Here is a 16,740-nt window from a genome sequence, read left to right on the forward strand (position 1 = left end):
GATGACCAACCCCTTCGACGACGCCGAGGGCGCCTTCCACGTCCTGGTCAACGACGAGAACCAGCACTCGCTGTGGCCGCACTTCGTCGAGATCCCCGCGGGCTGGCGGGCGGTGGTCCGCGAGCGCCCGCGTCAGGAGTGCCTGGACTACATCGAGGAGAACTGGACCGACATGCGCCCCAAGAGCCTCATCGAGGCCATGGAGTCCCACGAGAAGTCCGCGACCGCGGCCGAGTGACCGGGGCGCGGGTGGGCGGTCCCGCCGGGACCCCGCCCACCCGCGCCCTCGCGGCCCGTACACCGGCCGCCTCCGGTCCTGCGGACCGCCGACAAACATCGAGGGAGCCTGGATGCTGGCACGGATCAACGGGATCGACCTGGACCACGACCGCACCGGCAGCGGTCCCCCCGTCCTCCTGATCATGGGAAGCGGCACCGCCAAGACGGGCTGGCACCTGCACCAGGTGCCCGCGCTGGCCGCCGCGGGCTTCGAGGCCGTCACGTTCACCAACCGCGGCATCGCCCCCAGCGGAGGCGGCCCCGCCTTCACCCTCGACGACATGGCGGCCGACACCGTCGGCCTGATCGAGCACCTCGGTCTCGGCCCCTGCGCGATCGTGGGGACGTCCCTGGGGGCCAGGGTCGCACGCGAAGTCGCCCGCACCCGCCCCGACCTGGTCTCCCGGTGCGTCCTCATGGCGCCGCGGGCCCGCTCGGACCGGATGAGGACCGCCTCCACCGCCGCCGAGATCGCCCTCGCCGACAGCGGCGTCTCTGTGCCGCCGCGCTACCGCGCGGTGGTGCGGGCGATGCAGAACCTCTCGCCCCGGACGCTCGCGGACGACGAGCGGATCGCCGACTGGCTCGACCTCTTCGAACTGGCGGTGACCGAAGGCCCCGGCATCCGCTCCCAGCTGGAGCTCAGCACCGCCGACGAACACGGGGAGGACCTGGCCAAGATCACCGCCCCCTGCCGGGTGATCGCCTTCGCCGACGACATCGTGGCGCCGCCGCACCTGGCGAAGGAGATCGCCGACGCTCTGCCCGCGGCCGACTACCACGTCGTGCCCGACTGCGGCCACTACGGCTACTTGGAACGGCCCGCCCAGGTCAACCGGCTCATCACGGAATTCCTCCACGCATGAAAGAGCACACCATGCAACCGACCACCCCCTGGCAGCCCGCCGAGATCAGCCCGGGCAGTCACTCCCTCCCCGCCACCGCCGCCGCGCTTGCGGGCTTCCTCCAGGACTCCGAGCGGACCGACGAACTCCTGGCCACCCACAAGGTGCTGGTCCTGCGCGACTTCGGGGTAGGCCCGCAGGAGCTGGAGAAGATCATGCCGCTCCTGCTGCCGGACCGCCTGGCGTACGTCTTCGGCAACTCCCCGCGCACCAAGGTGGGGCACAACGTGTACACCTCCACGGAGTACCCGAAGGAGCTCACCATCTCGATGCACAGCGAGATGTCCTACGCCGCGCAGTGGCCCGCCCGGCTGCTCTTCTACTGCGAGCGGGCGGCCGACAGCGGCGGCGCCACACCGGTGGTGGACAATGCCGCCTGGTACCGGGCGTTGGACAGGGAGGTCCGCGAGGCCTTCGCGGGCGGCCTGCGCTACACCCAGAATTTGCACGGGGGGCGCGGACTCGGCAAGAGCTGGCAGGACACCTTCGAGACCGAGGACCGGTCCGTGGTCGAGGACTACCTCTCCCGCACCGGCGCCACCTGGCAGTGGAACGTGCGCAACGGGCTGCGGGTCAGCCACGTCCGGCCCGCGACGATCGAGCACCCCTCGACGGGCGAACCGCTGTGGTTCAACCAGAGCGACCAGTGGCACCCGGCCACGCTCGGCGACGAGGCTGCCGCCGCGCTGATGGGGATGCTGCCTCCGGAGGAGCTGCCTCAGTCGGTGACCTTCGCGGACGGCTCCCCGATACCCGCCGACCACATGCGGCAGGTGCGCGACCGCGGGCTGGAACACGCGGTGGACAACGACTGGCGGCCCGGGGACCTCATGCTCGTCGACAACGTCCAGGCGGCGCACGGCCGCAGGCCGTTCACCGGTGACCGCCGCATCCTGGTCGCCATGTCGGACTAGGGCGTGTTTCGGAAGTCCCGCCTGTCCGGCGCCACGCGCCACGAGGCGGAGGAGTGCCTGGCCGGGCGGTGGCGACCCGACGCCGCCCGGCCACCGCCCACCCCAGCCCAGAGGAAGGCCACACCGATGACCATCACCCTTGCCGACGTGGAAGGCGTGAACAAGCACGAGACCGAGTTCCTCTACGACGAGATCTTCACCCGCCGCGGTTACCTGCCGGAGGCGCTGCACCTTCCGGAGAACCCCGTCGTCTTCGACGTGGGAGCCAACATCGGCATGTTCACCCTCTTCGTGCAGTCCGAGAGACCCGGCGCCACGGTCCACTCCTTCGAGCCGGTCCCCTCGGTGTACGAGCTCCTGTGCCGCAACCGGGAGCGCCACGGAGTGACGGGGCTCGCCCACCCCTACGGCCTGGCCGAGACGGATCAGGAGGTCGAGTTCACCCATTACCCGGGCTACTCGACCATGTCCACGCGCAGCACGCTGGCGGACACCGAGGCGGAGCGGGCGTTCGTCAGAGGACAGGTGCGGACCGATCACCTGCCCGAGGCCGAGCGGATGCTGGACGAACTCCTCGCCTTCAGGTTCCGGGAGGAGACGGTGCGCTGCCGGCTCCGTCCCCTCTCCGCGGTCCTCGACGAACACCCCGTGGACCGGATCGACATGTTGAAGATCGACGTGCAGCGCGGCGAGCAGCAGGTGCTGCGGGGCCTGGCGGACCGGCACTGGCCGCTGGTCCGCCAGATCGCCATGGAGGTGCACGACAGCCCCGGCAGCGCCACCGCCGGCCGGCTCCGAGCAATGACCGACGAGCTGGAGCGGCGAGGGTTCCGCGTCCTGACCGAGCAGGAGGACCGGTACGCGGGCAGCGACCGCCACTCCCTGTTCGCCGTCTCGGAGCACTGCCGCGGCTGAGGCACGCACCCGCCCAGCCGCACACCGCCGGACGCGGCCCCGCGTGCGCGAGCCGCCGGCCGCAGGTCCGAACCGAACCCTCCCCACCCCTCGGAGGAACAGCATGAACCCCGAAAGCCGCCTCGAACTGTCCGACGCCGAACGCGCCGACGTGGAGCTCCTGGCCATGGAGCTGACGCGCACGCCCCCCGGCCTCGTGGACGAGCAGGAATGGCTCGACCGGTGCCGCAGCCTCTCCTGCCACCTGCCCGCCCGCCTCCAGGACCGGCTCCGCGCCTTCCGACACGACCCCGGCCCCACGGGCAGGCTGCTCATACGCAACCTGCCCGCGGCCGACTCCGTGCCGGCCACTCCGCAGGAGTCGGACTCCGTGGAACGCGGAGCGACACTGAGCGCCTCGGTGCTCTGCGCCGTCTCCATGGAGCTGGGAGACGTCATCGCCTACCGCAACGAGAAGCAGGGGGCGCTCGTCCAGAACGTGGTGCCCGTGCCCGGCCGCGAGGACCAGCAGTCCAACGCCGGTTCCGTCCCGCTGGAGATGCACACCGAGAACGCCTTCCACCTCCATCGCCCCGACTACGTCGGGCTGTTCTGCGTCCGCAGTGACCACGACCGGGCCGCCGGACTCCGGGTCGCCTCCGTCCGCGCCGCGATGGAGCACGTGGACGCCGGAACGCGCGAGACGCTGCGGCGCCCCCTGTTCACCACCGAACCGCCTCCCTCCTTCGAACGGCCGGACAGCGGGACCAAGCCGCACGCCGTGCTCACCGGCGACGCGGACGACCCGGACATCCGCGTCGACTTCCACGCCACCCACACGACGGACCCCTGGGGCCGGCAGGCCATGGACGCCCTGGCGGACGCAGTCCGCGCGGTCTCCGAGGAACTCGTCCTGGACCCGGCCGACCTGGTGTACGTGGACAACCGCGTCGCACTGCACGGGCGTACGGCCTTCGTCCCGCGCTACGACGGCGAGGACCGCTGGCTCCAGCGCGCCTTCGTCCACCTGGACCACCGGCGGTCCCGGGCCGTGCGCTCGCTGTACGGGCGCGTGCTGAGCTGATGGCGGCGGACGGAGCGATCGACGCCACCGGTCTGCACAAGCGCTTCGGAGCCGTCCGGGCCCTCGACGGCGTGGACCTGACGGTGGCTCAGGGAGAGATCATGGGTCTCCTGGGCCACAACGGAGCGGGGAAGACCACCCTCGTCAACATCCTGTCCACCCTGACGCCCCCCACGTCGGGCGCCGCCTCGGTCGCCGGCTTCGACGTGACCGGCCGGCCCGAGGAGGTACGCCGGCGCATCGGGGTCACAGGGCAGTTCGCCTCGCTCGACGAGCAGCTCTCCGGGTACGACAACCTCGTCCTGGTGGCCCGGCTGTGCGGAGCCTCCAAGGCGCAGGCCGGTGACCGGGCGGACGAACTGCTGGAGGCGTTCGGCCTCCGCGACGCCGGGGCGCGGAAGGCGGTGACCTACTCGGGAGGGATGCGCCGCCGGCTGGACCTGGCCCTGGGGCTGGTCGGCCGCCCCGACGTCCTGTTCCTGGACGAGCCGACCGTCGGGCTCGACCTGCTCAGCCGCATCGGACTGTGGGAGATGGTCGAAGAGCTCGCACGCGGCGGCACCACCGTCCTGCTCACCACGCAGTACCTGGAGGAGGCCGACCGGCTCGCCGACCGCATCACCGTCCTGGGGGCCGGCCGGGTCCTCGTCTCCGGCACGGCGGCCGAGCTGAAATCACGGGCCGGCAGCGGCTCCATCTCGCTCAGGATCGAACCGCATGGCGACACCGCCGTGGCCGCCGACGCCCTGCACAGGGCCGGGTTCCCGCCCAGCGTGGAAGCCGCGCAGCGCGAACTGACCGTACCGGCGGGAGGTTCGGCGGACCTGGCCACGGTGATCCGAGTGCTGGACGCCGTCGGACAGAATGTGACCGAGATCCGCCACTCGGAGCCCTCCCTGGACGACGTCTACCTCGCCTTCAACCGTGCGGAGTCCAGTGGCCCCGCCCCGGCGCACGCGGCCCGCCGGATCGCCACCCCGGAGGCGCACCGGCGCACCGGCGACACCCCGGAGACCACGTGAACGCACCTCGGACGATGGCGCCCCCCGCCCACCCCGCAGCGAGGTCGGGAGGCCCGCGCTGGAGGACTCCGGGCAGAGCCGCGCAACTGTGGGTCCTCACGGCGCGTCAGATCCGCCTCGTCTACGCGGATCGCAGGGTCGTGCTGTTCAGCGTGGCCCAGCCGGTGGTGATGCTGCTGCTGATCAGCCAGGTCTTCGGCAGCCTCGCAGACCGCTCGATCCTCCCGCAGGGCGTGTCCTACATCGAGTTCCTGCTGCCCGCCCTTCTCGTCACCACGGGGATCGGCACCTCGCAGTCCGCAGGGGTGGGCCTCGTACGGGACATGGAAGGCGGGATGGTGCGCCGCTTCCGCGTCCTGCCGCTGTCGCTGCCGCTGGTCCTGGTGGCGCGCTCGATCGCCGACCTGACTCGCTCGGGGATGCAGCTGCTGGTCCTGGTGACTGGCGGCCATCTGCTGTTCGGATACCAGGCCAGGGGAGGTATGGGAGGCCTGGTGGCGGCGCTGCTGCTGTCCACCCTGGTGATCTGGTCCCTGATCTGGGTCTTCATCGCCCTCGCCGCGTGGCTGCGCAAGGTGGAAGTGCTCTCCAGCATCGGCTTCTTCGTCAACTTCCCGCTGATGTTCGCCTCCAGCGCGTTCGTGCCGGTCGATGTGCTGCCCCGCTGGCTGGCGGCCGTCGCCACCGTCAACCCCGTGAGCTACGCGGTGGAGGCGTCCCGGAGCCTCGCACTCGGAGGGCAGGTCGGGAGCGAGGTGCCCGCGGCGCTGTGCGCGGCCCTCGGTCTGATGCTGACGATGATGCTGCTCGCCGCCCGCGGCTTCCGCCGGCCGCCCGACGAGTGACCGCGTCGCGTCAGGGGGTACGGTGGCGCCTCCGTCGCCACCACACGACGCCGACCGTCAGGGCGGCCGCCACACCCAGCAGGACCCACAGGATGTTGGCGACCAGGGTCTCGGCCTCCCGCAAGGAGGCCGAGACCAGCGACCCCGCCGACACGTAGAGCGCGGACCACATCGCGGCTCCGGCGAGGGAGGCGGGCAGGAAGCGGAGGTAGCGCACCGAGCCCACCCCGGCGGTCGCCGGCGTGAGCGTACGGACGACGGGCAGCAGACGGGTCAGGAAGACGGCGGCCGCCCCGTGCCGGTGGCAGAGCACCTGGGCGCGATCCCAGTGGTGCTGTCCGATCCGGCGTACCAGGCGCGTCTCCCGCATCCGCTCCCCGTAGCGGATGCCGAGGAAGTAGCCGATGTGGTCGCCGGCCGAACTGCTGACCGCCACGACGAGGAAGAGCGCCAGCAGCGGACGGGTCCCCTCCGTTCCGGCGCTCAACGCCAGGACCGCGACCTCGCCGGGGACGAACATGCCCGCCCCAAGCCCCGATTCCGCGAAGGCGAACGCCGAGGCCAGAGCGAATCTGGCGGCCGGACTCATCTCCGACACCGCTGTCAGTACATCTTGAATCCATGACATGGCAGTCCTGCTCCGCCTCTCCTCGATCGTGGAGCCCGGTAAGGGTCCTGCTGCGCGGGACCCTTCCGGCGGTTCCCGTTCCCCGGAAATCCCGCATGCTTCTTCCGAGAAGGACTCGAAATGATTTCGTATCGATCCGTGTCACGCTCTCACGGTGGAGCAGGAGAACCGCTTCCCGGCTTCGCCGAGTACACCCCGGGCCGACCGGTGCAGGTCGCGGAGAAGGGCGAATTTGCGCCAATCTACCAGGGGACTACCGATGGACGGTTTATTTCGTCCGGCCGAAACCGGCTCCGGGGGTCGGGCCCCGACCGGTACCGCCTGGGGAATGGGATTCCCCGGGCGCGAGATGACGAAGTTGCCCCCACGGTCGGGCTCGCCGACGGGACAGTCGCAGGCTCGTCGACGGTAATCCGTCGATATGAGATGCTTCGCCCCTTCGAATGCCATGCTCGGTGCCCCGTGTCCATGGGGCGTGGATACTCATGAATCGTGGTATCCGGAATCTGGCCGAAGTCAATCTTCTCTTCCCTGGAGTTCGCGCCGCCGACCGAGGCGGCAGGCGTCGCGCGCCCCCAGGGGAGGCCGGGGAGATATCCCTCCGAAAGCACTCTTGACGCGGGGATCGGGGTCCTGACAGGGTGCGACGGTGAAACTGCGGACCGGACTGGCTGGGCGCCGGTGCCCCGGAGATCCGTCAATCGCGCACCCCAGTGCCGGCCGACGGAATTGCGGGCCGCTCGTGAGCTGCGGAGGGTGATCGCCCTGCATTCGGGAGAACCGGTGGTCGACGATGAGATCCATCGAATGACCGGATTGGTGGAAATGCGGGCGGATGCTCCGGCGGGGATGGACACCTACTTGCCGTCCATGACCCTCGAAACCTATCTGTGCGACACAGTGCAGGCCCACCCCGTCCTGAAGGCGTCCGTGGATTTCGGCCGCCCGGGCGCCGACAAAGCGCTGAGGGCACTGGTCGCGACGACCACGGAATTCGATTCCGACGACACCGGACGCGGCGACTCCTACCGCAGGGCGCAGCGGAACTCATCCGTCCGCTGGAGGGGAATGCGGCAACTGCTGGAACTGGCCGCCCCCTCGGACACGGCGGCCCCCCGCACCGTCCTCGACGTGCTCGGCGGGGACGGAACCATCGCACGCGCGGTCCACGAGAACGCCCCCGACCTGCGGAACCGTGTGCACATCCTGACGGGCGACCTCTCCGGAGACATGGTCGAACGGGCCCTCGCCCAGGGCTTGGCCGCCGTGCGCCAAGCGGCGGACCACCTCTTCCTGGCGGACGGAACCATGGACGCGGCGCTGCTCGCCTATGGAACCCACCACATCGCGCCGCAGGACAGGCTCAACGCGGTCACCGAGGGCCTGCGCGTCGTCAGGGGCGGAGGCAGGGTGGTTTTGCACGACTTCGACGACACCAGCCCCATGGCGCACTTCTTCACCGACATCGTCCACCCCCACACCACGGCGGGCCACGACTACCGGCACTTCTCCCGCGGTCCGCTGGCCGAACTCTTCGAGGAGGCGGGAACGCCGGCTCGCGTCATCGACCTGTACGACCCGCTGGTCGTCCGTGGTGACACCGAGGAGGAAGCCCGCCGGCGCATGTGCGCGTACGTGGCCGACATGTACGGAGTCGGCGGGTTCTTCGCCACGCTGGGCGGGACCGACGCCTGCTGGCAGGTCCTGGAGCAGTACTTCCAGCACGAGAAGTACCTGGCGGGCCTGCCCGCGAAGGTCGACTTCACGCCGGCACCCGTCGTCTACCGATCCGATGGCGTCTTCGTCGCCGAGGTGCCTCGTGCCGCGATAGTCGCCGTCGCCCGAAAGGCTGCCCGCTGACACCCCCCAGAGCTGAACGTACCGTTCTCCGCGGGCACCTGCCTTCGTCGGGTGTCCTCGCGCCTGCGCACCTGAACCGCTGGTCTTCTGCTCGGGTAACGGGTTACTGGCCCGTTCGCGCACAGCAACGCTTCCGTCAGTTCGTACAGTCCCCAAAGTGTGACGCCACCGCGAACGCTTCCGCCGAACATCGTGATGCAGCAGACCTGTTCCCCACGGCCGTCGTGCCGGTCAACTGCCGCTCCATGTGGAGCACAGGACAGACGGAGGCCGTGTTCACGTCCCTGGAATCCTCGTACGAGCAATCAAGTTCAGGACATCGTTCAGGGCAAACCATAAGAACGAGCTCAGTGTATTTCCGCTGGGTCCGGGCGGGATACGGCGTTTCCGCCCGGAACGAAGTACGTGCCTGAGGCGGCAGTTCAATCCGCGAACGCGGCTACGTACGACGCCACGCACGACTCCGGGGTGGCCAGTGAGGTGACGACGTGGCCGTCGACGGTCACCGGGGGGTCGAGCGGCATCTGGAGCAGCCGCGCGGAGCGGGACCCGTCGAGTTGCTCGGCTGCCATCAGCGTCCAGCCCTCGGTATCCCGGCCCACCTCGAACAACACGTTGAGCATGTCCCCGGCAGGCGGCCGCAGCGGGGCCACGGGCAGGGCGGCGAGGATGGCGTCATGCATCGGCGGGTCACTGTCTCGGGCGGGAAGCCGCAGACCGTACGGATCGAGGTCGTGCAGGTTGACCGCGGGCCTGCGGGCGGCGGGGTGTTCATGCGCGAACACTGCGTACAGCGGCTCAGACCAGGCGCGCACCACGGTCACCGCCGCGGAGGCGAGCGCGCCCCGCACCAGCGCCAGGTCCAGCTCGCCGTCGCGGACGGCGTCGAGTCGCGCGGCCACCGGCAGGTCGACCAGTTTCGGCTCGGCGGGGCGTTCGCCGTCGCTCAGGCGGCCCACCGCCCGGTCGAGCCGTCGGGTGACGCAGGACGCCACCCCGATCCGCAGGACGGCCGCCGGTTCGCCGGCCACCACCCGCACCCGGGCCGCCGCAGCGAGGGTCTTACGGGCCGCTGCGAGCACTCGTTCGCCGGCCAGGGTGAGCCGCACCCGCCGCGAGGTGCGGTCGAGCAGGCGCACGCCGAGCTCGCGTTCCAGCCGGGCGATCTGCTGGCTCACCGCCGGCTGCACTATGCCCAGCCGTTGTGCCGCGCGCCCGAAGTGCAGCTCCTCGGCAACGGTGACGAAGTACTGCAACGCTCTCAGTTCCATCTGCCTGATCTATCACATGATGTGATTGCTGCCGGGCGTTTCTGGTCATTGTTCGCGCAGGTCACTTCGGCTGTGATGAGTACGAGCCCCGGAGCGGTCCTACCCGCTGGATGCCGCGACGCGGGGAAACACGAACGGAGAACAGAGTGAGCACAACAACCCTCGGCGTCATCGGCACCGGCATGGTCGGCATCGCGGTCGCCCGCCGCGCCGTCGACGCCGGCCTGAACGTCGTCCTGAGCAACTCACGCGGCCCCGAGACCCTGGCCGATACCGTCGCGGAGCTCGGCGAGCGGGCCCGCGCGGCCACCCCGGCCGAATCGGCAAGCGCCGGCAATCTGGTCATCGCATCCGTGCCGCTGGCCGCCCACGAGCAGCTGCCCTGGGCGGAGCTCGCCGGTAAGACCGTGATCGACCCGATGAACTACGCGCCACATTCCAACTTCGAAGTGCCGGAACTCGACAGCAACGAGCTGACCTCCAGTGAACTGGTGCAGCGCCACCTCGCAGATGCCCGGGTGGTGAAGGCATTGCACAACATCGGCCCCAGGCAGTTGATGGAGCTGTTCCGCCCGACCGGAGCCCCCGACCGTACCGCGCTGCCACTTTCCGGTGACGACCCGGACGCCAAGAAGGAGGTGGCCGACCTGCTGGACGTACTCGGCTTCGACGCGGTAGACATCGGCACACTGTCCGACAGCTGGCGCAGCGAACCCAACACCCCTTTGTACGCCATCCCGTACGTGGGACAGCCGCCGTCCGGCCTCACTGCCAAGGAATTCGTGGCCTGGGTCCAGCAAGCGCCCGGTGTGTCCGTACCCGCCGCCCGGATCGGCGAACTCGCCGCCGCCGCAGTGCGAGGGCCCGCGGGTTTCCGGATGTAGTAGTGGCTGATCCGCCCCCGACGACAGCCCTTGCGAGTTGGTCGGCCGGTACCGGCCGGTTCATGGTTCCCGTCCGAGCCGGATACCGCTCGCGGTGGGTCGGACGGTCGGCATCCCGAGTTGGACCGTGCGCGCAGGAGTGCGGTGGCCTGGCGGACCTCCGCGCGGTCCTGCAGGGCCAGGGCGTCGAAATCGGTCTCCACCCTGAGGATCAGGCTTCGCATCGGGGCGTGCCCGTGGTTCCAGCACGCCCGGGCTCCACAGCTCGTATGAGGCGCGCTCGATGCGGCCGTTGTCATCCACGAGAGCCGCTCACCTGCGCGGCCTGAAGCGATTGTCCAAGCGGTCCGGCAGCGGCAGTTTGGGTTGCCGGACCGGTGCCCTTCGTACGACGGCGGCGCGCTGTCCAACGACGACGACCAGCATCACCCACCAGAAGCTCATCTCCCCGGCCAGCCAACGTGACAATGCCCTGTTGAGTGTTCAACATTCAAAAGTTGCACCCGGGTTCACGCCTTATACATGAGTAGCGTAGAAACATCGTCTCGCCCGTGTGTGCTCGTGCCATAGATGTACGGAAATTGCTGGAGGTCATGGATGGTCAAGCGTCGTGAGCTGCTCGGGATGGTCGGCGCGACCGTCGGAGCCGGAGTGCTGGGAATGGGCGTGGCCGAAGCCAAGCCGCAGGATGCGCGGAGCCGCCGCCATCCCTCGAAGCGAACGCTCAAGGTCATGCAGTTCAACATCTGGCTCGGCGGCAGCCGGGTGCCGGGCGGCCGGGCAGGTATCGCCGACACCGTTGCCGCGGTCGAGCCGGACGTGGTGATGCTCAGCGAGTCGAACCCCGAGCGGGTGGCCAACCTTTTGGCCGATCTCGCCGCGCGCGGACTCACGTACTTCGACAATGCGAACCCGACCGACCCCGGGGTGATCTCGCGCTACCCGATCGTCGAGCACGCATCCTTCCCCTCCTGGTCGAAGGCGGTCGTCTCGGTCGACGGCACCGAAGTCGCGGCCTACTCGGGGCATCTGGAGTACCGCTATTACGTCAACTACCTCCCGCGCGGTTACGGCGGCGGCACTCCGGCACCCCTGGAGACCTCCGAGTACGGCTGGGGCGAGATACCGACCGGCCCGATCACCGATGTGGGCCTGATCACGCGGCTCAACGAGGCTTCGGGGCGCACGAGGGTGACAAGGACGGTGCTCGCGGACGCCGCGAAGGAGCGCGCCAAGGGGCGGCTCACGCTGCTGGCCGGTGACTTCAACGAGCCCTCGCACCGCGACTGGAACCGCCGGACCCGGAACCTGTTCGACCACAACGGCATCGTTGTCGAGTGGTCGACGACGAAGGCGATCGAGGACGCGGGTTTCCGCGACAGCTACCGTGTGATCCACCCGGATCCTGTCCGTGTACCGGGCTTCACCTGGCCGAGCGACAACCCGGGCGCCGACGTCGGAGAGCTCACCTGGGCGCCGAAGGCCGACGAGCGGGACCGGATCGACTTTGTCTTCTACCACCCCGACCGCCGGCTCCGGCTGCTCGACAGTGTGATCGTCGGGCCGTCCAGCACCATCGTGCGCAACGAGCGGGTGGAGGAATCGGGCAGGGACACGTTCTGGGAGCCCACCTGGACCTGGCCGACCGACCACAAGGCCGTGCTCAGCACGTTCCGGGTGAGCATGCGCTGAGCCGGTTCGTGTCCTGGTAGGGGCCGTCCGCCGTCGGCGGTCGCCCTCACCGGACACTGGCACCGCAACGCCCGCCGGCCCGCATCCCCCGGCGTTCGTCGGCCGGCACTACCGCGTACTGCGGGCACGGTGTGGTGAAGCACTGCTTGGGGGAGGGCTCGCAGGCGTATCCCGCAGGAACCTCAACCCCGGCGCACACCTCGAGCGACAGGATCGGCCCGCTTCCGTAGGCTGGTCCCGTGGCGGTGAGCAGCAGCAGCGCGAAGAACAACGGCATCCCAGCTGAGAACCGAACGAGGACACCGGGCGTACGGGAAGAACGCTTCATGGCGCCCACTGGACCACAGTGCGCACCGATACCGAAGGTGGCACGCCTTAACGCCTCTTGCTGTGGACTCGGACGTTCACAAGCAGATCTGGATGAGAGACCTTCCCGGGACCCGGCTGCCTAGGGAATAGCCGCCGCTCGCCGCCGGGGTGTCTGCCCTGGTGCGAGCTCCGGCCGGCCTGGTCTATAGTTGATCTTGAGGGCGCGCGGATCGCTTCGGCGGTGCGGTTGCCTGTGCGTTGGTCGTCCAAGGAAGGACGCCCCGCTTCCTGCGGGGAAATGTAGGTGCAAGGCCTGCCCAGCGCTCCATAAGCAGCCTCGTTCCTGTCATGACAGGAACGAGGCTGCTTCACGTGGGCTGTTGGTCACTGCTCCGGGTTTGGTGGGTGAGCTGGAAGCCCCCTACGCAGTGAAGCTGTATGCCACCGGCGATCAGGTCGACCAGGCCGCCGCCCTCGCCGGATTCCCATCCTGCTGGGGCTACCCGCCCCCGACGCAAGCTCCCAGTTCGCGCAGGGGCGAGCCGGAAAGCTGATGACGCTCTCCGATGTGTCTGAACCGGTGGAGAGTCCGAACGCCACTGGTGACCTCCGACGAAGAGGAACAGATTCTCGCGCTGTGCATGCGTGGCATCAAGCAGTTCGAGGATGCGTGGTGGGGCATGGGTAAGGCCATGGCGAACATCAGCAGCCGTCGCCTGTACCGCAAGACACACGCGACGTCTTCAAGAAGTCTCGCCCGATCGCCTACGAGGAGATGACCTCCTACTCGATCGGAGAGCTGCTGTCTGCACGTGCACATCAACACGGCTCCCACACGGCGGCACCGGTTCTCATGGGTCTCGACAACCACATGATCACCAGCACCGTGCCTGCTCTGCTCTCCGGGGTCCCTTGCCGCACAACGGACATGACACCACGTCACTCGTGAGACCGGCGAACCGGATCAATCGCAATCGTGCAATGCCCCTGCTTCATGGAGGAGGTGTCCGCCCGGCTCGGGTGGGCGTGGGAGTCGCGCGAGGTGACCCGGGCCGCCGGCCCGTCATGGAGATCTCGGGCATCGACCAGCGGCTCATCGGCTGGCAGTCGACCCGGCGCCAGCGGATCGAGGAAGCGAGAGACTGCCGTGGGACGGCGCACCGGTGGCACAGGGCAGCGCACTTCCTCGCTCCCTGTTGCAGGAGACCGCCGTCCTTGTGGGCCCACTCGCCCTCCAGCTGTCCGGCCTCGAGCTGTTCACGCCCGCGACATCATGAGCCACGCGCCTTGGCTGTCCCGCCGTGTTCAGTCATGGAGTCGGCGGCTCAGCGATACGAAGCGGCGCCCTTCCGTTCGCCACCTTTCCTGGCCGGTCCAGCCGGTGGCCTCGGTGGAGGTGCGCAGCGCTTCGGCACCGGTTCTGGCCCATGGGAAGGCGGCTCCGCGGGCTCCGCGGCCGTCGTCCACACGCACCTGGATGCGTTCGTCCACTTCCGGTGCCGCTACCTCTACTATCAATTTCCCATCCGGTGCGATGAGTTCGGCGATGCGCAGCAGGAGCGCTGCGGGGTCGCCGCCGATTCCGATGTTGCCGTCGATGAGTAGCACCGTGCCCCAGCGTCCTTCGCTCGGCAGGGGGTCGAAGACCGACCGGCACAGCGCGGTGCCGCCCGTCTGTACCGTGCGGTCCACCGCCGCCGCGCTCACGTCGATCCCCAGCGCGGGTATGCCGAGCGCGGCGAGGGCCGCGACCAGCCGGCCCGGGCCGCAGCCGACATCGAGGACCGGGCCCCGGCACCGGTCGAGGACCGTCGCATCGGCGGCATCCGGTGCTCCGCACCAGCGTTCCACCTCCAGCGGCAGCAGCCAGCCGTCTCCCCGGCTGAGGAAGAGCGGGCCACGGCCGGTGCGCAGGGCGTCGGTGTAGGGGTCTGCCCGCCAGGCGGGTGCGTAGAGCACCGAGTCCTTGTCGGCGGTCACCGGCGCACCGCCCGAGCCCCGGTCAACTCCGCGTGCAGGGCGGCGAACCGGGTGCCGGGCGCTTCGGTGGCCACCGCCGTCGCGACGGCTGCCGTGTCCACGTCGCGCAGCACCGGCAGGTCGCGTACGGCAAGCCCCGCGGCGATCAGCCGGCCACGCTGCACCGCCCCGGTCTCGGGCACGGACATGGGGACTCCGCGCAACAGTGCCGGTTCCGGCGATGTGGCGAAGCCCAGCGCCCAGAAGCCGCCGTCCGCCGCCGGGCCGAAGCAGGCTTCGGACGAGGAGCCGAAGTCGAGTGCCGTGCCGAGGAGCGCGGGGGTCACCTGGGGAGTATCCATGCCGATCAGCACGGCGGGTCCCGTGCAGAGGCCGAAGGCGGCGGTCAGGCGCTCGTCGAGGCCGCCCGCGCACTGCGGCACCACGTCGAACCCGGGGGGCAGCCAGGGACCCGGTGCCCCGTCGAGCACCAGGACACGTCGCGTGGCAGCGGTCTCGGCGACCGCCTGCAGCGTGTCGGCCAGCGACGCCTCCGCGATCCTGGCGGCGTCCTCCGGGCTGAAGGGCGGGGAGAGGCGGGTCTTCACCCGGCCGGGGACCGGCTCCTTGGCGATCACGAGCAGGGTGCTCAACGGGCCACCTCCACGGGGGCGTCGGCGAGCACCTTCCGCATGTCGTGGACCGTCTGCCAGGTGCCCCGCCATGTGCCGGTGACCTTGGACTTTCCGGTACGGGGAAGGTACGGGACGTCCCGCTCGCGCACCCGCCAGCCCGCGTCGGCGGCGCGTACCACCATCTGGAGGGGGTAGCCGCTGCGCCGGTCGGTCAGGTCGAGCGCGAGAAGGGGCTTGCGGCGGGCGGCGCGCAGCGGGCCCAGGTCGTGCAGGCGCAGCGCGGTGCGGCGGCGCAGCATCCGGGCGAGCGCCAGGTTCCCGGCGCGGGCGTGCAAGGGCCAGGCACCCAGGGACTGGGGGCGTCGGCGGCCCAGGACCAAGTCGGCTTCGTCCGAAGCGACGTGACGTACGAAGGAGAGCAGGAGGCCTGGGTCCAGGGAGGCGTCGCAGTCGCAGAAGCAGACGATATCCGCCTCGGCCGCGAGCAGTCCGGCGTGGCAGGCGGCGCCGAAGCCGCGCTGCTCCTCGGTGACCACGGCGGCCCCCAGCGAGCGGGCGAGCTCCGCGGAGCCATCGGTGGAGCCGTTGTCCACGACGATCGCCCGCCAGCCCGGTGGGATGCGCTCCAGCACCCAGGGCAGGGCCTCGGCCTCGTTGAGGCAGGGCAGGACGACATCCACCGTGTCCGTGGGAGTGGGAAAGGTTGCGGGGTTCGAGTCGGTCACGGCATTCACCGTACGAATCCAGACCGGACAAAAGGGATCCGGAGACCTTACGAAACACGGACATCAACCGGGGCGGGGGATCGCTGGAAGGCTTTCGCCTCCCCGGGATGCGAGGCTGTCGGTATGCGGAACATCCTGGTCGTGGACGACGATCCGACCGTCGCCGAAGTCGTCACCGGCTATCTGGAGCGGGCGGGTTTCACCGTCGAGCGGGCGGGCGACGGGGTGCAGGCCCTGCGGGCGGCAGACTCGCGATGGCCGGATCTGGTTGTCCTGGATCTGATGCTGCCGGGCATGGACGGGCTCCAGGTGTGCCGGGAGCTGCATGCGCGCGGCCCCGTCCCGGTGGTGATGCTCACCGCGCGCGGCGACGAGGACGACCGGATTCTGGGTCTGGAGATAGGGGCGGACGACTACGTCACCAAGCCCTTCAGCCCACGGGAGCTGGTGCTGCGCGTCGAGTCCGTGCTGCGCAGGAGCAGCGCCGCCGCTGCCGCGCCCGGCGCGGCGCTGCGTGCGGCGGGCATCGAGGTGGACCCGGCGGGGCGTCGGGCAGTCAAGGGCGCGCGTGATCTCGCCCTGACTCTCCGGGAGTTCGACCTGCTGGTGCACTTCCTACGACACCCGGGGCGGGTCTGCTCACGGGAGCGGCTGATGCGCGACGTGTGGGGCTGGGACTTCGGGGATCTGTCCACCGTCACCGTCCATGTGCGGCGGCTGCGCGCGAAGATCGAGGACGACCCGGCCCATCCTGCGCTGATCCAGACGGTCTGGGGCGCGGGCTACCGCTTCGATCCGGACCGTCCGAGCCGTCCGGACCATGAGGAAGGCTGA

At 69.9% G+C, this 16,740-nt stretch carries 16 protein-coding genes and 1 pseudogene; 12 read left to right on the forward strand and 5 right to left on the reverse strand.

Annotation, left to right across the window (positions count from 1 at the left end; genetic code table 11):
- The first annotated feature begins 1 nt into the window (after window position 1).
- The 7 genes from ACFYQ5_RS31170 (at window position 2) to ACFYQ5_RS31200 (ending at window position 5,943) form a co-directional block, all read left to right on the forward strand.
- On the forward strand, window positions 2-238 hold the full coding sequence (locus ACFYQ5_RS31170; RefSeq protein WP_389202413.1) for an MbtH family protein: 237 nt from the start codon (window positions 2-4) through the stop codon (window positions 236-238).
- 112 nt (window positions 239-350) lie between these two features.
- Window positions 351-1,145 carry an alpha/beta fold hydrolase gene (locus ACFYQ5_RS31175; RefSeq protein ID WP_389202415.1) on the forward strand — a complete coding sequence of 265 codons (795 nt, stop codon included), beginning with the start codon at window positions 351-353 and terminating at the stop codon, window positions 1,143-1,145.
- An 11-nt stretch (window positions 1,146-1,156) separates the two neighbouring features.
- Window positions 1,157-2,098 (forward strand): TauD/TfdA family dioxygenase, encoded by a 942-nt coding sequence (locus ACFYQ5_RS31180; RefSeq protein WP_389202417.1) that lies wholly within the window; start codon window positions 1,157-1,159, stop codon window positions 2,096-2,098.
- Between the two features lie 126 nt (window positions 2,099-2,224).
- Window positions 2,225-3,013 carry an FkbM family methyltransferase gene (locus ACFYQ5_RS31185; RefSeq protein WP_389202419.1) on the forward strand — a complete coding sequence of 263 codons (789 nt, stop codon included), beginning with the start codon at window positions 2,225-2,227 and terminating at the stop codon, window positions 3,011-3,013.
- A gap of 103 nt (window positions 3,014-3,116) precedes the next feature.
- Window positions 3,117-4,076 carry a TauD/TfdA family dioxygenase gene (locus ACFYQ5_RS31190; protein WP_389202420.1) on the forward strand — a complete coding sequence of 320 codons (960 nt, stop codon included), beginning with the start codon at window positions 3,117-3,119 and terminating at the stop codon, window positions 4,074-4,076.
- Window positions 4,076-5,098 (forward strand): ABC transporter ATP-binding protein, encoded by a 1,023-nt coding sequence (locus tag ACFYQ5_RS31195; protein WP_389202422.1) that lies wholly within the window; start codon window positions 4,076-4,078, stop codon window positions 5,096-5,098. Before ACFYQ5_RS31190 ends, ACFYQ5_RS31195 begins: the two co-directional genes overlap by 1 nt.
- Window positions 5,095-5,943 (forward strand): ABC transporter permease, encoded by an 849-nt coding sequence (locus tag ACFYQ5_RS31200; protein ID WP_389202423.1) that lies wholly within the window; start codon window positions 5,095-5,097, stop codon window positions 5,941-5,943. Before ACFYQ5_RS31195 ends, ACFYQ5_RS31200 begins: the two co-directional genes overlap by 4 nt.
- A 10-nt stretch (window positions 5,944-5,953) precedes the next feature.
- Here ACFYQ5_RS31200 and ACFYQ5_RS31205 read toward each other — a convergent pair whose 3' ends face one another.
- Window positions 5,954-6,571 (reverse strand): DedA family protein, encoded by a 618-nt coding sequence (locus tag ACFYQ5_RS31205; RefSeq protein WP_389202425.1) that lies wholly within the window; start codon window positions 6,569-6,571, stop codon window positions 5,954-5,956.
- An 849-nt stretch (window positions 6,572-7,420) separates the two neighbouring features.
- Here ACFYQ5_RS31205 and ACFYQ5_RS31210 point away from each other — a divergent pair.
- Window positions 7,421-8,431: a methyltransferase domain-containing protein gene (locus tag ACFYQ5_RS31210; protein WP_389202426.1), complete on the forward strand. Its 1,011-nt coding sequence runs from the start codon at window positions 7,421-7,423 to the stop codon at window positions 8,429-8,431.
- 422 nt (window positions 8,432-8,853) lie between these two features.
- Here ACFYQ5_RS31210 and ACFYQ5_RS31215 read toward each other — a convergent pair whose 3' ends face one another.
- Entirely contained in the window at window positions 8,854-9,702 is an 849-nt protein-coding gene (locus ACFYQ5_RS31215; protein ID WP_389202427.1) for a LysR family transcriptional regulator, read from the reverse strand.
- A 110-nt stretch (window positions 9,703-9,812) separates the two neighbouring features.
- Between ACFYQ5_RS31215 and ACFYQ5_RS31220 the strand changes: the two genes are divergently transcribed.
- The 3 genes and pseudogenes from ACFYQ5_RS31220 to ACFYQ5_RS31230 all read left to right on the forward strand — a co-directional run.
- On the forward strand, window positions 9,813-10,586 hold the full coding sequence (locus ACFYQ5_RS31220) for an NADPH-dependent F420 reductase (protein WP_389202429.1): 774 nt from the start codon (window positions 9,813-9,815) through the stop codon (window positions 10,584-10,586).
- 597 nt (window positions 10,587-11,183) lie between these two features.
- Window positions 11,184-12,278, forward strand: coding sequence for an endonuclease/exonuclease/phosphatase family protein (locus tag ACFYQ5_RS31225; RefSeq protein WP_389202431.1), 1,095 nt, complete (start codon window positions 11,184-11,186; stop codon window positions 12,276-12,278).
- A gap of 1,300 nt (window positions 12,279-13,578) precedes the next feature.
- Window positions 13,579-13,724: pseudogene (locus tag ACFYQ5_RS31230) on the forward strand (relaxase domain-containing protein); the annotation flags it as partial.
- A 168-nt stretch (window positions 13,725-13,892) separates the two neighbouring features.
- On the opposite strand, the gene ACFYQ5_RS31235 reads toward ACFYQ5_RS31230, so the two are convergent.
- The 3 genes from ACFYQ5_RS31235 to ACFYQ5_RS31245 are packed head-to-tail and all read right to left on the reverse strand — an operon-like array spanning window position 13,893 to window position 15,915.
- Window positions 13,893-14,567, reverse strand: coding sequence for a class I SAM-dependent methyltransferase (locus tag ACFYQ5_RS31235; protein ID WP_389202433.1), 675 nt, complete (start codon window positions 14,565-14,567; stop codon window positions 13,893-13,895).
- Window positions 14,564-15,199, reverse strand: a complete 636-nt coding sequence (locus ACFYQ5_RS31240; RefSeq protein WP_389202435.1) for a DUF2064 domain-containing protein — start codon at window positions 15,197-15,199, stop codon at window positions 14,564-14,566. The genes ACFYQ5_RS31235 and ACFYQ5_RS31240 overlap by 4 nt, the downstream gene beginning before the upstream one ends.
- On the reverse strand, window positions 15,196-15,915 hold the full coding sequence (locus ACFYQ5_RS31245) for a glycosyltransferase family 2 protein (protein WP_389202437.1): 720 nt from the start codon (window positions 15,913-15,915) through the stop codon (window positions 15,196-15,198). Before ACFYQ5_RS31245 ends, ACFYQ5_RS31240 begins: the two co-directional genes overlap by 4 nt.
- A 114-nt stretch (window positions 15,916-16,029) precedes the next feature.
- On the opposite strand from ACFYQ5_RS31245, the gene ACFYQ5_RS31250 reads away from it, so the two are divergent.
- Window positions 16,030-16,740 carry a response regulator transcription factor gene (locus tag ACFYQ5_RS31250; protein ID WP_389202439.1) on the forward strand — a complete coding sequence of 237 codons (711 nt, stop codon included), beginning with the start codon at window positions 16,030-16,032 and terminating at the stop codon, window positions 16,738-16,740.

Origin of the sequence: Streptomyces sp. NPDC005794 (assembly GCF_042871445.1) — a bacterium.
GTDB lineage: Bacteria > Actinomycetota > Actinomycetes > Streptomycetales > Streptomycetaceae > Streptomyces.